Origin of the sequence: Alloalcanivorax venustensis ISO4 (assembly GCF_015356855.1) — a bacterium.
GTDB lineage: Bacteria > Pseudomonadota > Gammaproteobacteria > Pseudomonadales > Alcanivoracaceae > Alloalcanivorax > Alloalcanivorax venustensis.
The window spans coordinates 73,106-97,170 of the sequence record NZ_ARXR01000005.1 but is presented as its reverse complement, the minus strand read 5'-3'; the positions used below and the strand labels follow the sequence as shown (position 1 = coordinate 97,170).

The window sequence follows — 24,065 nt, the reverse complement described above, 5'->3', positions numbered from 1 at the left end:
AACTCCTATTCAAGTTGTTCGGGCATGCCCGCGCGGCGCCGTTCCGCGAGCCACTGGCTGCGCGTGATGGCGGCGTCCTCGCCGGACATGCGGCTGATGATCTCAAAGAAATTCTGCCGGTACTCGTCTTTCATGACCTGGTCACGGGCCTTGATGCGCACGGCGTAGACACTTTGCACGTTCTGGTGATCAAAGGCACGCCACTGCTGTTGGTCCTTGAGCAGCGTGTAGCTGTGGCCCTCCAGGGCACGCCGCACGTTGTCGGAGGCGAAGCTGCCGGCCCGTTCCACCGCCTCTTTCCACTGGTAGACGATGCTGTAGGCCGATGCCGCCGAAGTGGAGGGACGGGTACGGTAGCGCTGGGAGAATTCTTCCACGAATTGCTGGCCGCGCTCAAAGCCGTATTCGTAGGGTACGTTCCAGGTCCAGGGCGCGGCGCCGATCACGCCGGCCATGATGAAGGGCCCGGTCTGCTCGACCATGCTGAGGGTGAGATTGGGCACCACGATCTGCATCCGTTCGGGCAGCTTTTTCTGCTGGGCGATGGTCATGCCGCGCACCATCTGCTCGCCGAACAACACCATCACCAGGACGTCCGCGTCGCTGTCCGCCGCCGCCTGCATGGCTTCTTCGATTTCGTGGTAGCGGCCGCCGGGGAACGGCACCAGCACCGAGCCGTGGCGCTCGCCGTCCTTGGTGTCGGTGAATTCGCGCATGGAGGCTTCGGTGGTGTGGCCCCAGGTGTAGTCGGCGGTGACGTAGAAGTACTTCTTGTCCTGGTACTCGCGCTTGAGGTAGTCGCCCAGCACCCGCGCCGCCATCCAGGCGTTGTAGCACTCGCGGAACATGCCCAGGTGGCCGTCCTTGCCGGTGGTATCGTTGGAATAGGTGAGCGTGCCGAAGTAGAGCAGGTCGTGCTTGCGCGCCTGCTTGCTGGCGGCGATGGCGACGCCGCTGGACGAGCCGCCGAACAGCATGGCCGCGCCTTCGGCGGCGAGCTCGTCCACGTTGCGCCGGGAGCGCTCCGCCTGGGAGGCGGAATCGCGCTCGATCAGTTCCAGCGGCCGGCCGCGCACGCCGCCGGCGGCGTTGATTTCATCAGTGGCCATCAGGGCGCCGCGCTTTTGCATCAGCCCCTCTTCACTGTATTCACCGGTGTGCGGGTAGTTAAGGCCCAGCTTCACCGGCGTGGCCGCGTGCGCGGCGCTCGCCAGCAAGCAGGCGGCAACGATACCCAAGCTTTTTTTGAGTCCCATGGCGGTTCCCCAGAATTGTTGTTATGTGCTTGTGGCCGCGGTGACAGCGGACCCGCAGGCCTCTTACGAGACAACTAGCACGCCCCCTGAAAACGGTGTTATTAGCCTTTGGTCGAGCGGACGCCGGCGGAGCGTGACCGGTCAGTATTGAGCCCGGGCATACCGGAGAGTATGCTTCCTGGCCAAATTTAAAACAAAATTCCACTTTAACGGAATTCCAGCTAATCGGGAGAGACCCATGACCGCGGTAAGTGAAGCGATGCCCGTCTACGCACCAGAAATGGACGCGGAGGCCTTTGTATCCGTGCCCGAACGCCTGCAGCAGCTGGCGGCGGCCCAGCCGGACAAACCGGCGGTGTACGACGAAACCGGCATGCTCACCTGGCGTCAGTTCGTGGATAACGTGAACCGGGTCGCCAACCGCCTGCGCGCCGCCGGTCTGCAGCGCGGCGAGACCGTGGCCGGCCTGTCCGAGAACAGCGCCCGCTACCTGACCCTGTTCATGGGCACCCTCACCGCCGGCGGCTGCATGGTGCCGCTGTCCGGCATGGCCGCCGGCGAGACCCTGGCGCTGATGGTCAACGACTGCGACGCGCGTTTTCTGTTCGTGTCCGCCAAGCACCGCGACCTGATCGAGCCGCTGCTCGACGGGCTCGACAATATCGATGAGAGCACCCGTATCAGCCTGGATTTCCAGGCCGACGGCTGGCTGGCCTTCGAGGACTGGCTGGGCGACCCGGCCACGGACGCGCCGGACCACACGCCGTCGCTGGACGACCCGTTCAACATCATCTACAGCTCCGGCACCACCGGGGTGCCCAAGGGCATTCTCCACGATCACCGCCTGCGCGCCCGTCAGCTGGAGCGCGTGGCGGCCCTGGGCTACGACGACACGGCGGTGAACCTGGTGTCCACGCCGTTGTACTCCAACACCACCCTGGTGTCGGTGCTGCCCACCCTGTTTGGTGGCGGTACCATCGTCAGCATGGCCAAGTTCGACGCCCACCGGTTCCTGGAGCTGGCCGAGCAGCACCGCGTCACCCACGCCATGCTGGTGCCGGTGCAGTACCAGCGCATTCTCGCCGAACCGGATTTCGACCGCTTCGACCTGAGCAGCTTCAAGGTGAAGTTCTCCACCAGCGCGCCGCTGCGCGCCCACGTGATCGCCGACGCCATGGCGCGCTGGCCGGGCAACATTCTGGAGTTCTACGGCCTCACCGAGGGCGGCGTGACCACCACCCTGAACTGCGCCGAGAACCCCACCAAATGGGCCACCGTGGGCAAGGCCAGCCCGGGCTGCGAGCTGCGCATTATCGGCGAGGACCTGAAAGAGCTGCCCGCCGGCGAGATCGGCGAGATCGTGGGCCGCAGCGGCGCCATGATGCGCGGCTACTACAAGCGTGAAGACAAGACCAGCGAGCTGCTGTGGACCAGCCCCGAGGGCGAGGTGTTCTACCGCACCGGCGACATGGGACGCCTGGACGAGGACGGCTTCCTGTCGGTGCTCGACCGCCGCAAGGACATGATCATTTCCGGCGGCTTCAACGTCTACGCGGAGGACCTGGAGAAGGTGCTGCTCAAGGACGATGACGTGGTGGACGCGGCGGTGATCGCGGTGCCCAGCGAGCAGTGGGGGGAAACGCCCCTGGGCCTGGTGGTGCTGCGCGAGGGCGCCGAGGGCGACCTGGAGGCGATCCGCGAGCGGGCCAACCAGCAACTGGGCAAGGGGCAGCGTTTGTCCGGCCTGGAGCGCCGCGACGAGCTGCCGCGCAGTACCATCGGCAAGATCCTCAAGCGCGAGCTGCGCGACCCGTACTGGAAGGATTTGGAGCAGAGCAAGCGGGACTGAGCGCGCCCGCGCTCACCCGCGCTACAGCAGGTTCTCGATCGGCAGCAGCGCGCACAGTTGCGACGCCAGCCGCCGCAACGGACTGACCCGGGGTTCGCTTCGGTACTGAACCGGGCCCCGCTCGTCGCCGGCGCCCCATAGCAGCCCCTGGTCGTCACTCGTGACCCGGTAGCTGTTCTGGGGCGCCATCCCTTCCTCCACGAACGCCGCCACCTCGCCGGCCAGCGCTTCGCTGTCCACGTAGTAGCCCATCTCCGTGTTCACGTTCACCGAGCGCGGGTCCAGGTTGAACGAGCCCACGAACAGCTCCTTGCGGTCGAGCACCATGGCTTTGGTGTGCAGGCTGGACTTGGAGCGGCCCCGGCCGCGCAACAGCCGGGCGTGGTGGCGGCGGGCGCGGGCGTTGGCCTGCAGCTCGTGGACCTCGACGCCGCCGCGCAGCAGCGCCGGGCGGTAGCGGGCGTAGGCGGCGTGGGCGGCGATCACGTCGTTGGTGGCCAGGCTGTTGGTGAGCAGCGCCACCCGGCAGCCGTTGCGGTGCATGTCGGCCAGGGCGGCGGTGAATTCGTCCCCGGGGATAAAGTAGCTGGCCTCGATCAGGATCTCGTTCAGGGAGCGCTGCCCGAGCAGCCGGCCGAGCTGGTCGCCCATCAGGCGCTGGGTGGCGCCCTTGGCCTTGTCCGGCGGATCGAACAGCAGCGCGGCCGGCGCCTGAATCTGTCGTCGGTCGGCGGCGCCGAGAACGTCTTCGAAATGGGCGACATCCTGTTCGTAACGGTAGGGAAAACCGTCCAGGCTTTTACGCCACGCCACCAGCCGCTGCCACAACCGGTCGGCGTGGACCCGCGAGCGGCGGCGCAGGGAGCGCAGGCGCACGCAGACGTCGCTGTCCCAGTAGGCGTCGAAGGCGGCGCGGGTTTCCGCCACGATCGGCCCCCGGGCGTAGATGTCCAGGTCGCGGAAGTTGGCCTCCGGGTGGACACCGAAGTAGTGCTCGGACAGGTTGCGGCCGCCGACGATGGCCCGCTCGCCGTCCACGATCCAGGCCTTGTTGTGCATCCGGTGGTTCAGCCTGGGGGCGTGATAGAGCCACTGAATAAAGTGCTTGTAGCGGCCCCGGAACGGGTTGAACAGCCGGATTTCCACGTTCGGGTGCGCGTTCAGCGCCGCCCATTTCACATCCCGGCCGAGCTGGTTGGCGTGGTCGAGCAGCAGCCGCACCTTGACGCCCCGGCGGGCCGCTTCCAGGGCCCGGTAGACCAGCAGCTTGCCGATCCGGTCGTCCTCCCAGACGTAGTACTGCAGGTCCAGGGTGCGCTGGGCCAGCCGCGCGGTGGCGGCGCGCAGCACGAAGGCTTCCTCGCTGTCCGCGACCAGACAAAAGTGAGAGTTCTCGACATTCTGGCGGGGGGCACCGTGCCCGTGCCCCTGGGCTTGCTCACTCATCAACGCTTGAGGTTATCGCGGATTTCGCGCAGCAGCAGAATGTCTTCCGGCACCTCGGGGGTGGGCGGCGGCTCCACCGGGGCGGCCTGTTCTTCCTTGCGCTTGACCCGGTTGAGCCCGCGCACCAGGAAGAACACCGCCCAGGCGACGATCAGGAAGCTGATCACGTTGTTGATAAATACGCCGTAGTTGAGCGTCACCGCGCCCGCCGCCTGGGCGTCGGCCAGGGTGGCGAAGGGCCCGTCGCCCTTGAGCACCAGGAACAAATCGACGAAATCCACGTCCGCCAGGAGCAGCCCCACCGGCGGCATGATCACGTCGGACACCAGGCTCTTGGCGATGGTGCCGAAGGCGCCGCCGATAATGATCCCCACGGCCATATCGACCACATTGCCGCGCACGGCGAATTCACGGAATTCCTTGATCATGCTCATCGTCATCGCTCCCTTTATGACCGGACCGGTCCCGGCTGGAAGTATGGTAGCCCGGATGCGCGCCGCGGCGAAACGGTTAGCGGCGTTGTCGCCATCCACACGGTGGGCGGCGCACAATCACGGGAGTGGCGGGCCGTGCCGACCGGGAGGCTGATGTAACATTCTCTCTCCGGATGCATCCAAGGTTCGCTAAAGGAGGCAACTATGATGCGCGTATTGGTTTTCCTAATGGTGTTGGTGGCCGGGCCGGCCGTGGCCGCCCAGGCCAGCGCCGTGTTCGCCGGCGGCTGCTTCTGGTGTACCGAAGCGGATTTCGAAAAGCTGGACGGGGTGTCCGAAGCGATCAGCGGCTACGCCGGCGGCGAAGAGGTGGACCCCACCTACCAGCAGGTGGCCGGTGGGCAAACCGGCCACACCGAGGTCGTGAAAGTGCTCTACGACCCGGAGGTGGTGAGCTACGAGAACCTGCTCGCCTGGTTCTGGAAGCACATCGACCCGACCGACCCGGACGGCCAGTTTATTGACCAGGGCTCGCAGTACCGCAGCGCGATCTTCTACCAGAACGACGAGGAGCGTGCGCTGGCGGAAGCGTCCAAAAAGGCCCTCAATGAGAGCGGCCGTTTCGATAAGGACGTGGTCACCGAGATCGTGCCGTTGAAAGCGTTTTACGAAGCCGAGGACTACCACCAGGACTATTACAAGAAGAGTGCCCTGCGCTATAAGTTCTATCGCTACAACTCAGGCCGTGATCAGTTTCTGGAGAAACACTGGGAAGACCCGGACGCACGCCCCTGGCTTAACGCCTCGGTGGAGGAAGAAGAGGAACAGGAAGAGCTGGATCTGGGTGCGCCCTGGGAAGGCCCGGAGAAGTTCAAGCGCCCCTCCGATGAGGTGCTCAAGAAGGCGCTGCCGGAGATCGCCTTTCAGGTGACGCGTGACGACGCCACCGAGCGGGCGTTCAAGAACCCGTATCACGACCTGAAGAAAGAAGGCATCTATGTGGACGTGATCAGCGGCGAGCCGTTGTTCTCCTCCACGGACAAGTACGATTCCGGCACCGGCTGGCCGAGCTTCACCCGGCCCATCGACGACCGCTTCGTGACCACCCGCGAAGACAACAGTCTGTGGTGGGCCACCCGCACCGAGGTGCGCAGCCGCTACGCGGATTCGCACCTGGGCCATGTGTTCGACGACGGGCCGGCGCCCACCGGCCAGCGCTGGTGCATGAACTCCGCCGCCATGGAGTTCATCCCCCGCGAGAAGATGGAAGAGCTCGGCTACGGGGAGTATCTGTCCCTGTTCGAAGACTAGGGCCGGTTACTCCACGGTGACCGATTTGGCGAGGTTGCGCGGCTGATCCACATCGGTGCCGCGCAGCACCGCCACATGGTAGCTGAGCAGTTGCAGCGGCACAGTGTAGACGATCGGCGCGATGCTTTCCGGCACCGCGGGCATGTTCAGCACATGGATGCCCTCGCCCTCTTTAACGTGGGCGTTCTTGTCGGCGAACACATAGAGTTCGCCGCCCCGGGCGCGCACTTCCTGCAGGTTCGACTTCAGCTTTTCCAGCAGCTGGTCGTTGGGCGCCACCGCCACCACCGGCATTTCCTTATCCACCAGGGCCAGCGGGCCGTGTTTGAGCTCCCCGGCCGGGTAGGCCTCGGCGTGGATATAGGAGATTTCCTTGAGCTTGAGCGCCCCTTCCATGGCCACCGGGAAGTGCACGCCGCGGCCCAGGAACAGGGTGTGGTGCTTTTCCACGAAGGCGCGGGACAGGGTTTCGATGGGCTTGTCCAGGGCCGCCGCCTGCTCCAGGAGATTGGGCAGCTGGCGCAGTTCGGACAGGATCGTTTCGATCTGATCGTCGCCCAGGCCCTTACGGCGGCCCAGGGCCAGCACCAGCATCATCAGCCCGGTGAGCTGGGTGGTGAACGCCTTGGTGGACGCCACGCCGATTTCCGGCCCGGCCTTGGTGAGAAACACCAGCTCGGACTCGCGCACCAGCGAGGAACCGTCCACGTTGCAGATCGCCAGGCGACCGACGTAATCCTTGCCGCCGGTGTCGCGCAGCGCGGCCAGGGTATCGGCGGTTTCACCACTCTGTGAAATGGTGACGAACAGGGTGCCTTCCGGCACCACGTGCCGGCGGTAGCGGAATTCACTGGCCACTTCCACCTGGCAGGGAATGCCCGCCATGGCTTCCAGCCAGTAACGGGCCACCATGCCGGCGTGGTAGCTGGTGCCGCAGGCGACAATTTGCACCGTGCGTACCCGGTCGAAGATGGCAGCGGCGCTGTCGCCGAAGGCGGCGCTCACCGCGTCGGGCGAATCGATACGTCCTTCCAGGGTGCGCTGGATGGCGGCGGGCTGCTCGAAGATTTCCTTCTGCATGTAGTGCCGGTACGGCCCTTTGTCGGCGTCCTCGTGGGTGCCGTCCAGTTCGTGGACGGTACGCTCCGCCGGCTCACCGTCGGCGTCGGTGATGGTGACGGCGTCCACGGTGACGTCCACCAGATCGCCCTCTTCAAGAAAGATGAAGCGGTTGGTCACCGGCAACAGGGCCAGCTGATCGGAGGCCACGTAGTTTTCGTCGATGCCCAGGCCCACCACCAGCGGCGAACCGGAGCGCACCGCCACCAGCCGGTCGGGTTCATTCTGGTCGATCACGCCCAACGCATAGGCGCCGTGCAGACGCGCGACGCTGGCGCGTACCGCGGCCACCAGATTGCCGGTGTCCTTGAGGGCGCGGTGGATCAGGTGGGCGATCACCTCGGTGTCGGTCTGCGAGGTGAAGGCGTAACCGTCGGCTTCCAGTTCGTCCTTGAGTTCCTGGAAGTTCTCGATGATGCCGTTATGCACCACCGCCAGCCCGTTACCGGACATATGCGGGTGGGCGTTGTCCTCGGACGGACGGCCATGGGTGGCCCAGCGCGTGTGTGCGATACCCAGGAAGCCGGCGCTGTTCTGCTCGCGCACCGCCGCTTCCAGCGCCGCCACCTTGCCCTGGCGGCGCACGCGGAGCAGGCCCTGGTCGTTGAGCAGGGCCACGCCCGCGCTGTCGTAGCCCCGATATTCCAGGCGCTTCAGGCCGGTGATCAGGATGTTGCTGACATTACGATGGGCAATGGCGCCGACGATTCCACACATGTGCTTTTCCTTTTTGTCCGTTCCGTGCCTATTTCTTTTCCGGCCGCGACCAGTTCTGAATGTTGCGCTGCTGGCCACGGGCCACCGCCAGGCCCTGGTCGGGCACGTCCTTGGTCACCACGCTGCCGGCGCCCACGGTGGCATTCTCGCCGATGGTGACCGGCGCCACCAGCGACGAATTGGAACCGATAAAGGCACCGTCCTTCATCACCGTCTGGAACTTGTTCACGCCATCGTAGTTGCAGGTAATGGTGCCGGCGCCCACGTTGACGCCCTTGCCGATACGGCTGTCGCCAATGTAGGTGAGGTGGTTCACTTTCGAGCCCTCGCCCACATAGGCTTTCTTGGTCTCCACGAAGTTGCCGACCTTGGCCCGGGCGGCGAGCTCGGTGCCTGGACGCAGACGGGCGAACGGGCCCACCTGACACTCTTCACCGACCACCGCGCCGTCCACCACCGAGTTCGCCTCGATGTGGGTGCCGCTGCCGATGCGGGCGTTGCGGATCAAACAGTTCGGGCCCACGGTGACGCGGTCGCCGATCACCACGTCGCCCACCAGCACGGTGTTGATGTCGAGGGTGACGTCCTGGCCGCACTGCAGATTTCCACGGATATCCAGGCGGGCGGGATCGAGCAGGGTGACGCCGGCGCGCATCAGCGATTCCGCGCGGACCCGCTGATAGACCCGTTCCAGGCGCGCCAGCTGCACCCGGTCGTTGACGCCGTCCACTTCCCAGGCGTGGCCGGGCTGCTCGGTGACCACCTCCATGCCCGCGTCCACGGCCATGGCGATCAGGTCGGTGAGGTAGTATTCGCCCTGGGCGTTGCTGTTGGAGAGTCGCGGCAGGCTGTCGTTCAGGAAGCGGCGGGTGCAGGCGAGAATGCCGGTATTGATTTCGCGGACCGCTTTTTCGTCGTCGCTGGCGTCTTTCTGCTCCACCACCCGCCGTACCTTGCCGTCGCCGTCGCGAATCACACGGCCGTAGCCGGAGGGGTCATCCAGAGTCAGGGTCATCAGCGCCAGGCTCTGGTCGTCCACGCGGGCGACGAAGTCACGCAGGGTCTGCGGCTGGATCAGAGGCACGTCGCCGTACAGCACCAGCACCACGTCTTCTTCCAGGTGCGGCAGGGCCTGCGCCACGGCGTGGCCGGTGCCGAGCTGTTCGGCCTGCTCCGCCCATTGCAGCCGCGACCCGGTCACCGCCTGGCGGACGGCGTCGCCGCCGTGTCCGTAAATCAGCACGGTGTTGTCCGGGTCGAGGGCGCCGGCGGCGTCCACCACGTGCTGCACCATGGGACGCCCGGCAATCGGGTGGAGTACCTTGGGGAGATCCGATTTCATGCGGGTTCCCTTGCCCGCCGCGAGAATCACTACCGCCAGATTCATGCTCCGCTTCCTTGAGTCCTGTGATGATCGTTACATCGTTCGTCGCCATATAAAAAATCGCCGGGAGCGATTTTTGACGTCGCGCCAGCGACGGCCCGAAGGGTGATCGCCATGGACGGCGATCACAAAAAAGGGCAGCTCAGAGCCACCCTTTTTTAATTCAGCTTGTACCGAAAGCCGGGCGTTACCGCTTGGCCATCTTCTTGATTTGCTCGATGGTACGCAAGCGCGCGGACGCTTCGGCCAGGGTGATGGCGGCGCGCGAGTAGTCCATGTCGGCGTTCTTGCCTTCCAGGGCTTCCTTGGCACGCTGCTTGGCTTCTTCCGCCTGGGCGCCGTCCATATCCTGGGCGCGCTCGGCGGTGTCCGCCAGCACGGTGACCAGTTTCGGCTGGACTTCCAGGAAGCCGCCGGAGACGTAGAACACTTCTTCGTCCCCGTTCTGCTTCTTCACGCGAACCGGGCCGGGCTTGAGCCGGGTGAGCAAGGGCGCGTGACCGGGCATGACACCCAGGTCCCCTTCCACACCGGCGGCCACTACCAGCTCGACCAGTCCGGAGAACAGCTGCTTTTCGGCACTAACGATATCGCAATGCACGGTCATCGCCATCTGTGTTCCTCCCCGGGCGGTTACTTGTCACCGCGTTTGTTGTAGGCCTCTACAACCTCGTCGATGGAGCCCTTCATGTAGAAGTCCTGCTCGGGGATGTGGTCATAATCACCGTTCAGGATACCCTGGAAGGAACGGATGGTGTCCTTCAGGGAGACGTATTTGCCCGGTGCGCCGGTGAATACTTCCGCCACGAAGAACGGCTGTGACAGGAAGCGTTCGATCTTACGCGCGCGGGATACGGTCAGCTTATCCTCTTCGGACAGCTCGTCCATACCCAGAATCGCGATGATGTCCTTGAGTTCCTTGTAGCCCTGCAGAACGGTCTGCACGCCACGGGCCGCCTCGTAGTGCTCCTGGCCGATCACCAGCGGATCCAGCTGGCGGGAGGTGGAGTCGAGCGGGTCGATCGCCGGGTAGATACCCTTGGAGGCGATGTCACGGCTCAGTACCACGGTGGCGTCCAGGTGGGCGAAGGTGGTCGCCGGGGACGGGTCGGTCAAGTCATCCGCGGGCACGTATACCGCCTGCACGGAGGTAATGGAACCGGTCTTGGTGGAGGTGATCCGTTCCTGCAGAACGCCCATCTCTTCCGCCAGGGTCGGCTGGTAACCCACCGCGGAGGGCATCCGGCCCAGCAGTGCCGATACCTCGGTACCCGCCAGGGTGTAACGGTAGATGTTATCCACGAAGAACAGAACGTCACGGCCTTCGTCACGGAACTTCTCGGCCATGGTCAGACCGGTCAGCGCCACGCGCAGACGGTTGCCCGGCGGCTCGTTCATCTGGCCGTAGACCAGCGACACCTTGTCGAGAACGTTGGAGTCCTTCATCTCGTGGTAGAAGTCGTTACCCTCACGAGTACGCTCACCCACACCGGCGAACACGGAGAAACCGGAGTGCTCGATCGCGATGTTCCGGATCAGCTCCATCATGTTCACGGTTTTACCCACGCCGGCGCCGCCGAACAGGCCAACCTTACCGCCCTTGGCGAACGGGCAGACCAGGTCGATCACCTTGATGCCGGTTTCAAGCAGTTCGTTGGTGGCTGCCTGATCCGCGTAAGAGGGTGCCTCACGGTGAATGGACATGCGCTCTTCTTCACCGATCGGACCCGCTTCGTCGATCGGGCGACCGAGCACGTCCATGATCCGGCCCAGGGTCTTGGTGCCCACCGGCACCTGAATCGGTTCGCCGGTGTCGGTGACACCCAGGCCACGCTTCAGACCTTCAGTGGAGCCCATCGCGATGGTGCGCACCACGCCGTCACCCAACTGCTGCTGAACTTCCAGCGTGGTTTCGGTACCGTCCACGGTGAGAGCGTCATACACCTTTGGCACGTTTTCGCGCGGGAATTCGACGTCGATCACAGCACCGATGATCTGAACAATACGACCGCTACTCATGCTTGCATCCTCTTAACTTGCGTTTTCGCCGCGTGCTGTCTGAAACAGACACTAGACCGCGGCGGCACCACCAACGATTTCAGAAATTTCCTGGGTAATGGCCGCCTGGCGCGCCTTGTTGTACACCAGCTGGAGGTCATTAATGATCTCGCCGGCGTTATCACTGGCCGCCTTCATGGCGACCATGCGCGCTGCCTGTTCACAGGCATTGTTCTCGACCACGCCCTGGTACACCTGGGATTCAATGAACCGGACCAGCAGTTCATCCAGGATTTCCTTGGGCTCAGGCTCGTAGATATAGTCCCAATGACGCTGAAACTCTTCGTCTTGCGAGGCTTCAAGCGGCAGCAACTGAATGCTTTTGGGTGACTGCGTCATGGTGTTCACGAACTCGTTGTACACCAGGTACAGACGGTCGATCTCACCATTTTCAAAGGCGTCGAGCATCACCTTGATGGAGCCGATCAGATCGCTCAGGTGCGGGGTGTCGCCCAGACCGTTGACGGTGGCCTGAACGTCACCGCCGACGCTCTTGAAGAAGGCGATGCCCTTGCTGCCCACCACGCAGTACTGCGCCTTGGCGCCTTCCTGCTCCCACTGACGGGCGCTTTTCACGACCTTCTTCAGCAGGTTGGCGTTCAAGCCGCCACTCAGGCCCCGGTCGGAGGTCACCACGATGTAACCGACGTTCTTCACTTCCCGCTCGTGCAGGTAAATGTGCCGGTACTCCAGATCAGCGTTGGCAAGATGGGCAACCACCTGACGCATACGGCTCGCGTAGGGCTTGCTGGCAGCCATACGGTCCTGCGCTTTGCGCATTTTGCTGGCTGCCACCATCTCCATCGCACGAGTGATCTTCTTCGTGCTCTGGACACTAGAGATCTTGCCTTTGATCTCTTTACCGCTAGCCATAGGACTAATCCTTTCTTAGCGAATTACCAGGTTTGGGTGGACTTGAATTGATCGATGGCGTCTTTGATACCGGCCTCGATCTCATCGTTGTAGTCACCCTTTTCGTTGATCTTGTCCATCAACGCTTTCTGTTCGCTGTTCATATAATCCAGCAGCGCGGCTTCGAAGGCGCCGATCTTGCTGATCTCGATGCCTTTCAGGTAGCCGTTGTTCGCCGCGTACAGCACCACGCCCATTTCGGCAACGGACATCGGGCTGTATTGCTTCTGCTTCATCAGCTCGGTGACGGCCTGGCCGTGCTCGAGCTGCTCACGGGTGGCCTCGTCCAGGTCGGAAGCGAACTGAGCGAACGCCGCCAGTTCCCGGTACTGGGCCAGTGCCAGACGGATACCACCGCCGAGCTTCTTGACGATCTTGGTCTGCGCGGAACCGCCCACACGGGAAACCGAGATGCCGGCGTTCATGGCCGGGCGGATGCCGGCGTTGAACAGGCTGGTTTCCAGGAAGATCTGACCATCGGTAATGGAGATCACGTTGGTGGGTACGAACGCGGACACGTCACCGCCCTGGGTCTCAATGATCGGCAGCGCGGTCAGGGAACCGGTCTTGCCTTTCACTTTACCGTCGGTGAACTTCTCGACGAATTCCTCGTTTACCTTGGCGGCGCGTTCCAGCAGACGGGAGTGCAGGTAGAACACGTCACCCGGGTAGGCTTCACGGCCCGGCGGGCGGCGCAGCAGCAGGGAAATCTGACGGTAGGCCCAGGCTTGCTTGGTGAGATCGTCATAAACGATCAGGGCGTCTTCGCCGCGGTCACGGAAGTACTCGCCCATGGCGCAGCCGGCGAACGGGGCCAGGAACTGCATGGAAGCCGGATCGGAAGCGGAGGCCGCCACGATCACGGTGTTTTCCATGGCGCCGTGCTCTTCCAGCTTGCTCACCACGTTGGCGATGGTGGACTGCTTCTGACCGATGGCCACGTAGACACACTTAATGCCGGAGTCTTTCTGGTTAATGATGGTGTCCACCGCCACGGCGGTCTTACCGATCTGGCGGTCGCCGATGATCAGCTCACGCTGGCCACGGCCGATCGGGGTCATGGCGTCGATGGATTTGAAACCGGTCTGTACCGGCTCGTTCACCTCTTTACGCCAGATCACGCCGGGCGCCACTTTCTCGACGGCGTCGGTTTCGGCGGCGTCCACCGGACCTTTGCCGTCCACCGGGTTACCCAGGGCGTCGACCACGCGGCCGAGCAGTTCCGGGCCCACCGGCACTTCCAGAATGCGGCCGGTGCAGCGGACCTTCTGGCCCTCCGCCAGACCCAGGTAATCACCCAGCACCACGGCGCCCACGGAGTCCTGCTCCAGGTTGAGGGCCATGCCGAAGATGCCGCCCTCAAACTCGATCATTTCGCCGAACATCACGTCGGCCAGACCATGAATGCGCACGATGCCGTCAAATACGGATACCACCGTACCTTCGTTCCGTGCCTCGGTGGAGGTATCAAGTTTCGCGATGCGCGACTTGATAATCTCGCTGATTTCGGACGGGTTGAGTTGCTGCATCTCTAATCCCTCAAACTCAAGAGTTCAGTTGCTCTGCCAGGCGGTTAAGCCGGCCGCGCACACTGCCATCAATTACGGTATCGCCGGCTCTCACCAGCACGCCACCAATGAGTGACTCGTCAACGGAGGTGGACACCTGCACATTCCGGCCCAGACGCGTCTTCAGCGCTGTCACCAGTTTGTCGGTCTCGGCGTCTTCCAGTTCGAACGGCGCGATCAACTCCACATCAATGGTGCGTTGATCTTCCGCCGCCAGTTCGTGGAACAACATTGCGATGGTCGGCAACAGGGCCAGACGCTTGTTGTCCGCGAGCTGGGCGATAAAATTGCGAGCGCTCTCATTGAGCTCATCGCCACAAACGTCGCCTATCGCTTTCGCCTGTGTCTCGCTGTCCAGCTCCGGCTGGTCCAGGTAGGCACGCATGGTGGCTTCCTGCGCCACTGCCGCCGCCAGGCCCAGCATCTGCTCCCATTCCGCCAGCGCGTTCTGTTCCTTGGCGAACATGAACGCGGCCTTGGCGTATGGGCGTGCGATGGTGGTCAATTCAGCCATGGGGTGCCATCCGTATCACTCAGAGTTGAGCCGCCAAGTCGTCCAGCAGCTGCTTGTGTGCGTCGCGGTTCACTTCGCGGCCCAGCACTTGCTCGGCGCCACTCAATGCCAGAGCGGACACCTCTTTGCGCAGCTCTTCACGGGCGCGGTTGATCTCCTGATCGATCTCGGACTGGGCCTTCTCGATCAGACGCTCACCTTCGGTGCGTGCCTGGTCTTTGGCTTCCTCGACGATCTGATTCGCCCGTTTGTTGGCCTGCTCGATAATCTCGGACGCCTTTTCTTTGGCTTCCTTAAGGTTCGAGGAGGCTTTTTCCTGCGCCAGCACCAGATCGCGCTCAGCCCGATCCGCGGCGCTCAGGCCCTCTGCGATTTTCTGCTTCCGTTCTTCCAGCGCCTTGGAAATAGGCGGCCAGACGAACTTCATGCAGAAGATCACGAACAGGGCGAACCAGATGGCCTGGCCAATTAGTGTCGCATTAATATTCATGCCAACACCTCAATCCGCGTTGCATAGATTTCCCAAAATCGGGGCTTATTTCGAAAAGCGCGATTTACTGGAAAATCAGCAGGAACGCGATAGCGATACAGATAATCGGCACGGCGTCCAGCAGGCCCGCGATGATGAACATGCGGGTTTGCAGCATCGGTGCCAGTTCCGGCTGCCGTGCGACGGATTCCAGAAAACGACCACCCATCATGCCGAAGCCGAGACCGGCGCCGATGGCCGCCAGGCCAGCAACGATTGCAGCAGCAAGAAATTGAATGCCTTCCATTGTTACACTCCCGTAAGTGCTCAGTTGGTTTGGAAAATGAAACTTAGTGCTCTTCCACCGCCATACTCAGGTAGACGATGGTCAGGACCATGAAGATGAACGCCTGGAGGGTGATGACCAGGATGTGGAAAACCGCCCACGGCCACGCGCCGATAAACTGCCAGGTCCCCATCATGGCCGCCACCAGGATGAATACGAATTCACCGGCGTACATGTTGCCGAAAAGCCGCAGACCCAGAGACACCGGCTTGGACAGCAGGCTGATGGTTTCCAGGACCAGGTTGACCGGCAGAAGAAGGAATTTGAGAACGATGTTATCCGTCTCGAAAGGCTTGAACGCCAGCTCACCGACAAAGCCGCCAAAGCCCTTGGCTTTGACCGTGAAGCCGATGATCAGCAGCATCACCGAGAAGGACATGGCCAGGGTGATGTTGGGGTCGGTGGTGGGCACGATCTTGAAGTAGGCCTGGTGCGCGTCCCAGCCGAAGAAGGTGACCATGGTCCACTCGAAAAGCTTGGGGAACAGGTCGACGGGGATCAGATCCATCAGGTTCATCAGGAACACCCAACAGAAGATCACCAGAGACAGCGGCGCAATCAGCTTGCTTTTGCCGTGGAAGGTGTCACGCACCTGGTTGTCGACGAATTCGATGATGGATTCCATGAAATTCATGAAACCGGAGGGCACGCCGGCGGTGGCCTTGCGCGCCACCAGCCAGAACATCAGACACATGATGATGCCGAGACCGCCGGCCCACGCCAGGGAGTCCACATGGAACGCCATGAAGCCCATGTCGACGGCTTCCTGACCGTTGTGCGCGAACGTCCAGGTGCTGGTCTCCAGCGTCTCAACCACATCCCCGTGGTGGTCTAAACGCTCGTAGCCCTCGGGCAAACGGCCATAGGTGAGATTCCCTAGATGGTGCTTGATATATTCGCTGGCGGAGCTCGCTGCCATATCGTTACCTACAGTCTAGTCTTCTTGCCCGTAATGTTCCGTTCCAAGGCGGGCATCCAGGCGCGCGACCTGAACCCAGCCGGCGATTTGCGCCGACATGAAGGCGAGGAACAAAACCATTGCTGTCATTGATTCGCGCATTTGCGGTACTTCGGCGAACGTCAGCCAGAACAGCACCAGCATGATGGCGATTTTGCCGAGCTCCGCTCTTACCGCGGCGCCGGCCATGCGCTTGGCCGCACGGTTTCCCGGGTGCAGCCACACTTGGAAGCCACCCCAAGCATAGGCGATCAGGCTGATGGTCCCGCCCCAGAGCGCCGCCAGACCGATAGTGCTTCCGGCGATCACGGCGGCCAGCGCGGCGATGATGACCACGCTGGTGGTCTGGGCGCGCATCAAGCCCCAGAACAAGGTCCTGCGGGCTGATTCGTCTAAATTGGCCACCTTGCTCCCGGGTTTCGTCGCTGGCTACGCCTGGGTGTTATCAGGTGAAGGTCGCGGGTACCCCCTGATCTTTGGCGCGGGAAGTATATGAGGAAGGCATAGCGGTATCAACCGGCACGGGCAATTGTTTGCCTTGAAAGTGCCGGGCGAAAGGAGAAAAAGTCTGTTGACGCCCTACAAAACGGAGCAATTTGTATCAGCGTGTGTGGGAAGCTAACGCCTCGAACGGATTTCAGTCAAGTTATTTGATGTAGATGGGCCAAGAGGCGCCGCCTATTTGATGTGCGCCAGAATGCCGTCCAGCTCATCCAGGTTGTTGTAGCTGATTACCAGCTTGCCCTTGCCGGCGTTGCCCTGCTGAATCTGCACCGGGGCACCGAGGCGGTCGGACAGGTCGTTGATCAGGTGCCGCACATTGGGATCTTCCTTGGCCGGCGCCGGCTTGACGGGCTTTTCCTTTTCGAATTCGCGCACCAGGGTTTCGGTCTGGCGCACCGACAACCCCTTGGCGACCACGGTGCGCGCGGCCTCAACCTGCTTGGCGCCGGTCAGCGACAACAGGGCACGGGCGTGGCCCATTTCCAGGTCGCCGTGTTCGAGCAGCTTTTTGACGTCCGCTTCCAGGCTCATCAGCCGCAGCAGGTTGGTGACCATGGCGCGGGACTTGCCCACCGCGTCGGCGACCTGCTGGTGGGTGAGGCCGAATTCTTCCTTGAGCCGGGACAGCGCCAGCGCCTCTTCCATGGGGTTGAGGTTTTCGCGCTGAATGTTCTCGATCAGCGACATGGCGATGGCGGCTTCGTCCGGCACCTCCCGGATCACCGCCGGAATCGCGTCCAGCTCCGCCATCTGCGCGGCCCGCCAGCGGCGCTCGCCGGCGATGATTTCGTAGCGGTTGTCGCCCAGCGGGCGCACCACGATGGGTTGCATCACGCCCTGCGCGCGGATCGACTCCGCCAGCTCCTCGAGCGCATCGGCGGACATGTCCTTGCGCGGCTGGTAGCGGCCGCGCTGCATCAGTTCCACCGGCAGGTGGCGCAGGTCGCCGTCGCGGGGCGGGCGCTGGGCCTGCTGCGACGGGTCGTCCTCGTCCTCCAGGCTCACTTCCTCGATATGCTGCCGATGGGCCGCGTTGGAACTGATCAGGGCGTCCAGGCCCCGGTCGAGACCGCGTTTACGCTTTGCCGCCATAGTGTGCTACCTCACGCCGGGGGTTGCGGGGTTTGGGAGGAGGCCTTGGCATTTTGCATGGCCTGTTCGCGCCGCAGGATTTCGCCCGCCAGCGCCAGGTAGCTGACCGCGCCCCGGGACTTGGGGTCGTAGGTGATCACCGGCGCGCCGTGGCTGGGCGCTTCCGCCAAGCGCACGTTGCGGGGAATAATGGTGCGGTACACCTTGTCGCCGAAGTGGCTGATCAGCTGGTTGGAAACGTCGTTGGACAGACTGTTGCGCGGGTCGTACATGGTGCGCAGCAGGCCGCCGATATGCAGCTTGGGGTTGAGCACGGTGCGGATCTTCTCGATGGTGTTCATCAGCGAGGTGAGACCCTCCAGCGCGTAGTACTCGCACTGAATCGGCACGATCACCGAGTCCGCCGCGGTGAGCGCGTTGACGGTGAGCATGTTCAGCGACGGCGGGCAGTCGACGATGATGTAATCGTAGTTGCCGCGAATCCGCGCCAGCGCGTTGCGCAGGCGGAATTCCCGCATCTTCATGTCCAGCAGCTGCACTTCGGCGGCGGTCAGGTCGCCGTTGGCGGCGATCAGGTCGAAGCCGGAATCCTTGGGGGTGTCGACCACCGCGTCTTCCACGTTCACTTCGCCCATCAGCACGTCGTGGATGGTGTATTCCGGCTCGTACTTGTCCACACCGGCGCCGCTGGTGGCGTTCCCCTGCGGATCAATGTCCACCAGCAACACCTTCTTGCGCGTCGCCGCCAGGGAAGCGGCCAGATTGACGCTGCTGGTGGTCTTGCCCACTCCACCTTTCTGGTTGGCAATGGCAAAAACGGTGGTCACTGCGGTCTCCTTATTCCGGCACGTGCGATCCGGCCCGGCTGGCGATCACCAGCACGCGGGCCTCCGCCAGTCCGGGGACCGACAGAGGCGCCACCCGGGCCCGCCAGCCGGCGGGCAGGCCGGCCAGTTCCTGGTCGGCGGCGGCCGCTTTCATGGCGAGAACGCGGCTGCCGTCGGTGATCAGGGGGGCCAGGGCCTGCAGCATGTCCGGCAGGGCGGCGAACGCCCGGCTGATGATCTGCGATGGAGCATTACGGTACTGTTCCACGCGGGTGTTCACAACCTCCACGTTGGAAAGCCCCAATTCCCGGCGGGCGTGGCGCACGAAGCGGGTTTTCTTGCCGTTGCTGTCGAGCAGCACGAAACGCAGATCCGGCCGGGCGATGGCCAGCGGAATACCGGGCAGGCCGGCGCCGGTGCCCACGTCCAGGGTATCGCGGTCGTCCAGATGCGCCAGCACCGACAGCGAATCCAGCAGATGGCGCTGGATCATCTCGCCCGGGTCGCGCACCGCGGTGAGGTTATAGGCGCGGTTCCATTTCACCAGCAGGTCGCGGTAATCGAGCAGCGCCTGCTGCTGGGCGTCGTTCAGCGACACACCCAGTGCCTGGAGCCCGCCGGCCAGGCGGTCCCGGTCGGTCATGCCTGCCGGGCCGCCTGGTGACGATGCTTCTTAAGGAAGATCAGCAGCAGCGAGATCGCCGCCGGGGTGACCCCGGGAATGCGGCCGGCCTGGCCGATGGTCTCCGGGCGCACGTCCTCGAGTTTCTGCTTCACCTCGTTGGACAGCCCCTGCACCGCCCGGTAGTCGAAGTCCAGCGGCAGGGCCTGGTCCTCGGCGGCGCGCAGCTTGGCGATTTCCGCTTCCTGGCGGTCGATGTAGCCGGCGTACTTGGCGACGATCTCCACCTGCTCGATCACCGCCGGCGCGGCCGGCGCCAGGCCCGCCGCCTCGGCCAGCGGCCGGTAGCTCAGCTCCGGACGCTTGAGCAGATCCATCAGGGTGTACTCGTGGGGCAGCGGCTTGTCGAGCAGCGCGTTGACGCGCTCCGCTTCCGCGGTGCCGGGGCGCACGAAGGTGGCCTTGAGCCGCGCCTGCTCGCGCTCCATGCCTTCGCGCTTGGCCTCGAAGGCCGCCCAGCGCTCATCATCCACCAGGCCCAGCTCGCGGCCTTTCTCGGTGAGGCGCAGGTCGGCGTTGTCCTCGCGCAGCAGCAGCCGGTATTCGGCGCGGCTGGTGAACATGCGGTAGGGCTCCTGGGTGCCCATGGTGATCAGGTCGTCCACCAGCACGCCCACGTAGGCTTCGTCGCGGCGCGGCGTCCAGGCCTCTTTTTCCTGGCTCAGCAGGGCCGCGTTCAGGCCCGCCAGCAACCCCTGGGCGCCGGCTTCCTCGTAGCCGGTGGTGCCGTTGATCTGGCCGGCGAAGAACAGCCCGGGCATGTGCTTGGTCTCCAGGCTGTGCTTGAGGTCCTGGGGATTGAAGTAGTCGTACTCGATGGCGTAGCCGGGCCGCGTGATGCTGGCGTTCTCGAAACCACGGATGGAACGCACCGCCTCCAGCTGGATATCGAACGGCAGGCTGGTGGAAATGCCGTTGGGGTACAGCTCGAAGGTATCCAGGCCTTCCGGTTCGACGAAGATCTGGTGGCTGTTCTTGTCCGGGTAACGACTCACCTTGTCCTCGATGGACGGGCAGTACCGCGGCCCGGTGCCTTCGATCACGCCGGTGAACATGGGGCTGCGGTCGAACCCGGAGCGGATGATGTCGTGGGTGCGCTCGTTGGTGTGGGTAATAAAGCAGCAGGTCTGGCGCGGGTGCTCTTCCACCTTGCCCAGATAGCTCATCACCGGCAGCGGCTGGTCGCCCCACTGCTCTTCCATCACCGAGAAGTCCACGGTCTTGCCGTCGATGCGCGGCGGCGTGCCGGTCTTCAGACGGTCGACGCGGAACGGCAGCTCGCGCAGCCGGCGCGCCAGGGCGTTGGAGGGCTGGTCGCCGGCGCGGCCGCCCTGGTGGTGGTCCAGGCCCACATGGATGACACCGCCCAGGAAGGTCCCGGCGGTCAGCACCACGGCGTCGGCGTGGAAGCGCAGGCCCATGTTGGTCACCGCCCCCACGCAGCGGCCGTTCTCGACGATCAGGTCGTCCACGCTTTGCTGGAACAGGGTCAGGTGGGGCTGGCTCTCCAGGGTGGCGCGGATCGCCGCCTTGTAGCGCACCCGGTCGGCCTGGGCACGGGTGGCGCGCACCGCCGGGCCCTTGCGGGCGTTGAGCACGCGGAACTGGATACCGCCCTTATCGGTGGCGCGGGCCATGGCCCCGCCCAGGGCGTCGATTTCCCGCACCAGGTGGCTCTTGCCGATGCCGCCGATGGCCGGGTTGCAGCTCATCTGGCCCAGAGTCTCGATATTGTGCGTCAGCAGCACGGTGTCCACGCCCATGCGGGCGGACGCCAGAGCCGCTTCGGTGCCGGCGTGGCCGCCACCAATCACCAAAACGCCGAATCGCTGGGGGTAATCCATAGTCAAGCTCGCTCGCGACACGCCCCGGAAGGCCCGCCGCTTAAAATATGATCAGATCGGGCGCGCTAGTATAGTCCGAACCCAAACAAAATAAAGGGCGGGTAAAAAGCGCGTCGGCGGCGCCGGTCCGGCAGTGAGTCGACACCGGCCTTTCTATATACTTGATGCTCTGTTCGTTTTACCCCTGATATTCCCGGAGCGCATTTGGAATCACTGAACGTTTTCCTGCTGATCGGCACCGGCCTGATGTTCGTGGGGCTGCTGCTGGGCACCCTGAGTGCGCGCATCGGCGTGCCCTCCCTGCTGGTGTTCCTGGTGGTGGGCATGGTGGCCGGCGAAGACGGTATCGGCGGCATTCAGTTCGATGATTTCTCGCTGGCCTATGTGGTCAGCAACATCGCCCTGGCGATTATTCTGCTCGACGGCGGCCTGCGCACCCGGCTGACCACCTTCCGCCTGGCGTTGAAGCCGGCGCTCAGCCTGGCCACCGTGGGCGTAATGCTGTCCGCCTCGCTGGTGGGCGCCTTCGCCACCTGGTTGATGGACGTGGACTGGCGCCTGGGCCTGCTGCTGGGCGGCATCATCGGCTCCACCGACGCCGCCGCGGTCTTCAATGTGGTCAAGGGCGCCGGCGTGACCATCAACGAGCGGGTGGCCAGCACCCTGGAGATCGAATCCGGCCTCAACGACCCCATGGCGATCTTTATCACCCTGATGCTGGTGGGGGTGATGATGAACCCGGAGGTCAGCTTCGGCTGGGAAATGCTGATTACCCTGATCCAGCAGTTCGGCCTGGGCATGCTGCTGGGCCTGGGTCTGGGCGCGCTGCTCAGCGAGATTCTGCTGCGCGCGCGCAGCAACGAAGGCCTGCATGCCCTGCTGCTGTGCAGCGGCGGCGCCATGGTGTTCGCCACCACCAACCTGGCCGGCGGCAGCGGTTTCCTAGCGGTGTACCTGGCCGGCCTGGTGGCGGGCAACCGGCGCGGCGGCACCGGCGACAACGTGCTGCGCTCGATGGATTCCCTGGCCTGGCTGGCCCAGTCCGGCATGTTCCTGATGCTGGGGCTGCTGGTGACGCCCTCGGAGCTGATCGGCGACGGCCTGATCAATGCCCTGCTGGTGGCGCTGTTCCTGATGGTGGTGGCGCGCCCGCTGTCGGTGTGGGTCAGCCTGCTGCCGTTCCGTTTCAAGTGGCGCGAGAAGCTGTTTATTTCCTGGACCGGTCTGCGCGGCGCCGTGCCCATTGTGCTGGCGGTGTTCCCGTTGCTGGCCGGCGTCGGCCAGACCCGGCTGCTGTTCGACATCACCCTGGTGGTGGTGCTGATTTCGTTGCTCGCCCAGGGCGCCAGCCTGCGCTACATGGCGCGCTGGTTGAAGGTATCGGTGCCGGCCACCACACCGCCCAAACAGATGGTGCCGCTGGCGGCCACCGGCGACCGCTATGTCATGCAGTTCGAGGTGGACGCCTCCGCCAAGGCGGAAGGCCAGCGGCTGGGGGCGATCACCACGCCGCGCATCACGCCGCTGCTGATTATCCGCAATAAGGAGTTCCGCAACCTGGCCGAGGACCCGGTGATCGAGGCCGGTGATCTGGTCACCTGGCTGGCGCCGGTGGGCGAGCGCGACTATTTATCGGATCTGTGCCACCGTCTCTCCAAGGACGAGAAGCGCTTCTACGGCGATTTCTTCGTGCGCGGCGGCGTGCCGGTGGAGCAGCTGGTGGCGGTGTACGGCATCGAGCAGATCGACCCTCTGCTGCACGGCCTGACCGTGGAGGCGGTGTTCGAGCGGCAGTTCGGCCAGCAGGCCGTGGTGGGCGACACGGTACGGTTGGGCGGCCTCAAGCTGCGCGCCCGCACCGTGGAGCAGGGCCGCGTGCTGCTGATCGGCATCAAACTGCCCAAATAATCTTCGCAACCTTCACTGGAGCGCCCATGACCCGATTCGATAACCACCGTGTTGTGATCACCGGCGCCGGCGCCGGCATCGGCCGCCTGATGGCGGAGAAGCTGGCCGCCCGGGGCGCCGAAGTGATCGTCACCGCGCGGCGCATCGCCGCCGCCCGCGAGGTGGTGGAGTGCATCCGTAACGCCGGCGGCAACGCCCACGCCTACACCCTGGACGTGAGCAAGATCGCCACCATCGCCCGTTTCCGCGACAAGCTGCACGAAGAGCGCGGCCCGATCAGCATGCTGATCAACAACGCCGGGGTGGTGTTCGGCGGCGAATTCGAACAGGTCGACCTGCAGCGCCACCTGGACACCTTCAAGGTCAACAGCGAAGGGCTGATGGCCTGCACCCACGCCTTCATGGACGATCTGATCGCCGCGCCGCGTGCCCATCTGGTCAATATCGCCAGCGCCTCGGCGTTTATCGGCCTGCCCTACGGCAGCACCTACGCGGCCAGCAAATGGGCGGTGGTGGGCTTTTCCGAATCCCTGCGCCTGGAGATGCTGGAGCGCGGCCTGAAACAGGTGAAGGTGACCACCGTGTGTCCCAGCTACATCGCCACGGGCATGTTCAAGGGCGTTAAAACGCCGCTGTTCTCGCCCATGCTGACGCCCAACCGGGTGGCCGACAGCATTCTCAACGGGGTGGCCAAGGGGGAAGCGTTCGTGATCGAGCCGCCCATGGCCCGCTCCGTGGAGCTGCTCAAGGGGGTGCTGCCGCGCAAGCTCTGGGATCAGGTGGCCCGGCGCACCGGCGTTTCCACCTCCATGTACAGCTGGAAGGGCAAGGACAAGGGCTGAGCCCGCCGCCGGCCGTTCAACTCTG

Annotated in this window: 22 protein-coding genes; 4 read left to right on the top strand and 18 right to left on the bottom strand. The window is 63.9% G+C overall.

Annotated features, from left to right (window positions below; all coding sequences use genetic code 11):
* Positions 1–5 precede the first annotated feature (5 nt).
* Entirely contained in the window at positions 6–1,256 is a 1,251-nt protein-coding gene (locus ISO4_RS04565; protein ID WP_194855306.1) for an ABC transporter substrate-binding protein, read from the bottom strand.
* A gap of 238 nt (positions 1,257–1,494) precedes the next feature.
* Here ISO4_RS04565 and ISO4_RS04560 point away from each other — a divergent pair, with 238 nt between their 5' ends.
* The gene (locus tag ISO4_RS04560; RefSeq protein ID WP_194855305.1) at positions 1,495–3,105 is read left to right on the top strand and encodes a class I adenylate-forming enzyme family protein; all 1,611 of its coding nucleotides are present in this window, start codon (positions 1,495–1,497) and stop codon (positions 3,103–3,105) included.
* 21 nt (positions 3,106–3,126) lie between these two features.
* Here ISO4_RS04560 and ISO4_RS04555 read toward each other — a convergent pair whose 3' ends face one another.
* Entirely contained in the window at positions 3,127–4,551 is a 1,425-nt protein-coding gene (locus ISO4_RS04555) for a phospholipase D family protein (RefSeq protein WP_142947995.1), read from the bottom strand.
* Positions 4,551–4,985, bottom strand: coding sequence for a large conductance mechanosensitive channel protein MscL (gene mscL, locus ISO4_RS04550; RefSeq protein WP_142947994.1), 435 nt, complete (start codon positions 4,983–4,985; stop codon positions 4,551–4,553). Before mscL ends, ISO4_RS04555 begins: the two co-directional genes overlap by 1 nt.
* Positions 4,986–5,189: 204 nt before the next feature.
* Here mscL and msrA point away from each other — a divergent pair, with 204 nt between their 5' ends.
* The gene (gene msrA, locus ISO4_RS04545; RefSeq protein ID WP_194855304.1) at positions 5,190–6,296 is read left to right on the top strand and encodes a peptide-methionine (S)-S-oxide reductase MsrA; all 1,107 of its coding nucleotides are present in this window, start codon (positions 5,190–5,192) and stop codon (positions 6,294–6,296) included.
* Between the two features lie 6 nt (positions 6,297–6,302).
* On the opposite strand, the gene glmS is transcribed toward msrA, so the two are convergent.
* The 15 genes from glmS to mnmG form a co-directional block, all read right to left on the bottom strand.
* Positions 6,303–8,132, bottom strand: coding sequence for a glutamine--fructose-6-phosphate transaminase (isomerizing) (gene glmS, locus ISO4_RS04540; RefSeq protein WP_142947993.1), 1,830 nt, complete (start codon positions 8,130–8,132; stop codon positions 6,303–6,305).
* A gap of 28 nt (positions 8,133–8,160) precedes the next feature.
* Entirely contained in the window at positions 8,161–9,519 is a 1,359-nt protein-coding gene (gene glmU, locus ISO4_RS04535) for a bifunctional UDP-N-acetylglucosamine diphosphorylase/glucosamine-1-phosphate N-acetyltransferase GlmU (protein WP_142947992.1), read from the bottom strand.
* Positions 9,520–9,703: 184 nt separating this feature from the next.
* Complete coding sequence (locus ISO4_RS04530; protein WP_142947991.1) at positions 9,704–10,129, bottom strand: F0F1 ATP synthase subunit epsilon; 426 nt, start codon at positions 10,127–10,129, stop codon at positions 9,704–9,706.
* Between the two features lie 20 nt (positions 10,130–10,149).
* A complete protein-coding gene (gene atpD / locus ISO4_RS04525) occupies positions 10,150–11,535 on the bottom strand; it encodes a F0F1 ATP synthase subunit beta (protein ID WP_142947990.1) in 1,386 nt (461 codons plus the stop codon).
* A 51-nt stretch (positions 11,536–11,586) separates the two neighbouring features.
* Positions 11,587–12,447, bottom strand: coding sequence for a F0F1 ATP synthase subunit gamma (atpG, locus tag ISO4_RS04520; protein ID WP_194855303.1), 861 nt, complete (start codon positions 12,445–12,447; stop codon positions 11,587–11,589).
* 23 nt (positions 12,448–12,470) lie between these two features.
* Positions 12,471–14,015, bottom strand: coding sequence for a F0F1 ATP synthase subunit alpha (gene atpA, locus ISO4_RS04515; protein WP_142947988.1), 1,545 nt, complete (start codon positions 14,013–14,015; stop codon positions 12,471–12,473).
* A gap of 16 nt (positions 14,016–14,031) precedes the next feature.
* Entirely contained in the window at positions 14,032–14,568 is a 537-nt protein-coding gene (locus tag ISO4_RS04510; protein WP_142947987.1) for a F0F1 ATP synthase subunit delta, read from the bottom strand.
* Positions 14,569–14,587: 19 nt separating this feature from the next.
* Positions 14,588–15,058: a F0F1 ATP synthase subunit B gene (locus tag ISO4_RS04505; RefSeq protein ID WP_142947986.1), complete on the bottom strand. Its 471-nt coding sequence runs from the start codon at positions 15,056–15,058 to the stop codon at positions 14,588–14,590.
* A gap of 64 nt (positions 15,059–15,122) precedes the next feature.
* Positions 15,123–15,344, bottom strand: a complete 222-nt coding sequence (gene atpE / locus ISO4_RS04500; RefSeq protein WP_007151035.1) for a F0F1 ATP synthase subunit C — start codon at positions 15,342–15,344, stop codon at positions 15,123–15,125.
* 43 nt (positions 15,345–15,387) lie between these two features.
* On the bottom strand, positions 15,388–16,302 hold the full coding sequence (gene atpB / locus ISO4_RS04495; RefSeq protein WP_142947985.1) for a F0F1 ATP synthase subunit A: 915 nt from the start codon (positions 16,300–16,302) through the stop codon (positions 15,388–15,390).
* A 15-nt stretch (positions 16,303–16,317) separates the two neighbouring features.
* Positions 16,318–16,746: an ATP synthase subunit I gene (locus ISO4_RS04490; protein WP_255442257.1), complete on the bottom strand. Its 429-nt coding sequence runs from the start codon at positions 16,744–16,746 to the stop codon at positions 16,318–16,320.
* 273 nt (positions 16,747–17,019) lie between these two features.
* The gene (locus ISO4_RS04485; RefSeq protein WP_194855302.1) at positions 17,020–17,937 is read right to left on the bottom strand and encodes a ParB/RepB/Spo0J family partition protein; all 918 of its coding nucleotides are present in this window, start codon (positions 17,935–17,937) and stop codon (positions 17,020–17,022) included.
* Positions 17,938–17,948: 11 nt separating this feature from the next.
* Positions 17,949–18,764: a ParA family protein gene (locus tag ISO4_RS04480; RefSeq protein ID WP_194855301.1), complete on the bottom strand. Its 816-nt coding sequence runs from the start codon at positions 18,762–18,764 to the stop codon at positions 17,949–17,951.
* A gap of 10 nt (positions 18,765–18,774) precedes the next feature.
* Positions 18,775–19,407 (bottom strand): 16S rRNA (guanine(527)-N(7))-methyltransferase RsmG, encoded by a 633-nt coding sequence (rsmG, locus tag ISO4_RS04475; protein WP_194855300.1) that lies wholly within the window; start codon positions 19,405–19,407, stop codon positions 18,775–18,777.
* Positions 19,404–21,290 carry a tRNA uridine-5-carboxymethylaminomethyl(34) synthesis enzyme MnmG gene (gene mnmG / locus ISO4_RS04470; protein ID WP_142947981.1) on the bottom strand — a complete coding sequence of 629 codons (1,887 nt, stop codon included), beginning with the start codon at positions 21,288–21,290 and terminating at the stop codon, positions 19,404–19,406. The genes rsmG and mnmG overlap by 4 nt, the downstream gene beginning before the upstream one ends.
* Before the next feature lie 204 nt (positions 21,291–21,494).
* On the opposite strand from mnmG, the gene ISO4_RS04465 reads away from it, so the two are divergent.
* Both ISO4_RS04465 and ISO4_RS04460 read left to right on the top strand, forming a co-directional pair.
* Complete coding sequence (locus ISO4_RS04465; RefSeq protein WP_142947980.1) at positions 21,495–23,198, top strand: potassium/proton antiporter; 1,704 nt, start codon at positions 21,495–21,497, stop codon at positions 23,196–23,198.
* A gap of 26 nt (positions 23,199–23,224) precedes the next feature.
* On the top strand, positions 23,225–24,040 hold the full coding sequence (locus ISO4_RS04460) for an SDR family NAD(P)-dependent oxidoreductase (protein ID WP_142947979.1): 816 nt from the start codon (positions 23,225–23,227) through the stop codon (positions 24,038–24,040).
* Positions 24,041–24,065 lie beyond the last annotated feature (25 nt).

Bases quoted from the DNA above. Each gene is read 5' to 3' on its own strand.
- ISO4_RS04460 (WP_142947979.1), top strand. From the start codon at position 23,225: ATGACCCGATTCGATAACCACCGTGTTGTGATCACCGGCGCCGGCGCC.
- ISO4_RS04555 (WP_142947995.1), bottom strand. From the start codon at position 4,551: ATGAGTGAGCAAGCCCAGGGGCACGGGCACGGTGCCCCCCGCCAGAAT.
- atpG (WP_194855303.1), bottom strand. From the start codon at position 12,447: ATGGCTAGCGGTAAAGAGATCAAAGGCAAGATCTCTAGTGTCCAGAGC.
- atpA (WP_142947988.1), bottom strand. From the start codon at position 14,015: ATGCAGCAACTCAACCCGTCCGAAATCAGCGAGATTATCAAGTCGCGC.
- ISO4_RS04560 (WP_194855305.1), top strand. From the start codon at position 1,495: ATGACCGCGGTAAGTGAAGCGATGCCCGTCTACGCACCAGAAATGGAC.
- msrA (WP_194855304.1), top strand. From the start codon at position 5,190: ATGATGCGCGTATTGGTTTTCCTAATGGTGTTGGTGGCCGGGCCGGCC.
- ISO4_RS04485 (WP_194855302.1), bottom strand. From the start codon at position 17,937: ATGGCGGCAAAGCGTAAACGCGGTCTCGACCGGGGCCTGGACGCCCTG.
- atpE (WP_007151035.1), bottom strand. From the start codon at position 15,344: ATGGAAGGCATTCAATTTCTTGCTGCTGCAATCGTTGCTGGCCTGGCG.
- glmU (WP_142947992.1), bottom strand. From the start codon at position 9,519: ATGAATCTGGCGGTAGTGATTCTCGCGGCGGGCAAGGGAACCCGCATG.
- ISO4_RS04510 (WP_142947987.1), bottom strand. From the start codon at position 14,568: ATGGCTGAATTGACCACCATCGCACGCCCATACGCCAAGGCCGCGTTC.
- atpB (WP_142947985.1), bottom strand. From the start codon at position 16,302: ATGGCAGCGAGCTCCGCCAGCGAATATATCAAGCACCATCTAGGGAAT.
- mscL (WP_142947994.1), bottom strand. From the start codon at position 4,985: ATGAGCATGATCAAGGAATTCCGTGAATTCGCCGTGCGCGGCAATGTG.
- ISO4_RS04565 (WP_194855306.1), bottom strand. From the start codon at position 1,256: ATGGGACTCAAAAAAAGCTTGGGTATCGTTGCCGCCTGCTTGCTGGCG.
- glmS (WP_142947993.1), bottom strand. From the start codon at position 8,132: ATGTGTGGAATCGTCGGCGCCATTGCCCATCGTAATGTCAGCAACATC.
- atpD (WP_142947990.1), bottom strand. From the start codon at position 11,535: ATGAGTAGCGGTCGTATTGTTCAGATCATCGGTGCTGTGATCGACGTC.
- ISO4_RS04530 (WP_142947991.1), bottom strand. From the start codon at position 10,129: ATGGCGATGACCGTGCATTGCGATATCGTTAGTGCCGAAAAGCAGCTG.
- ISO4_RS04505 (WP_142947986.1), bottom strand. From the start codon at position 15,058: ATGAATATTAATGCGACACTAATTGGCCAGGCCATCTGGTTCGCCCTG.
- rsmG (WP_194855300.1), bottom strand. From the start codon at position 19,407: ATGACCGACCGGGACCGCCTGGCCGGCGGGCTCCAGGCACTGGGTGTG.
- mnmG (WP_142947981.1), bottom strand. From the start codon at position 21,290: ATGGATTACCCCCAGCGATTCGGCGTTTTGGTGATTGGTGGCGGCCAC.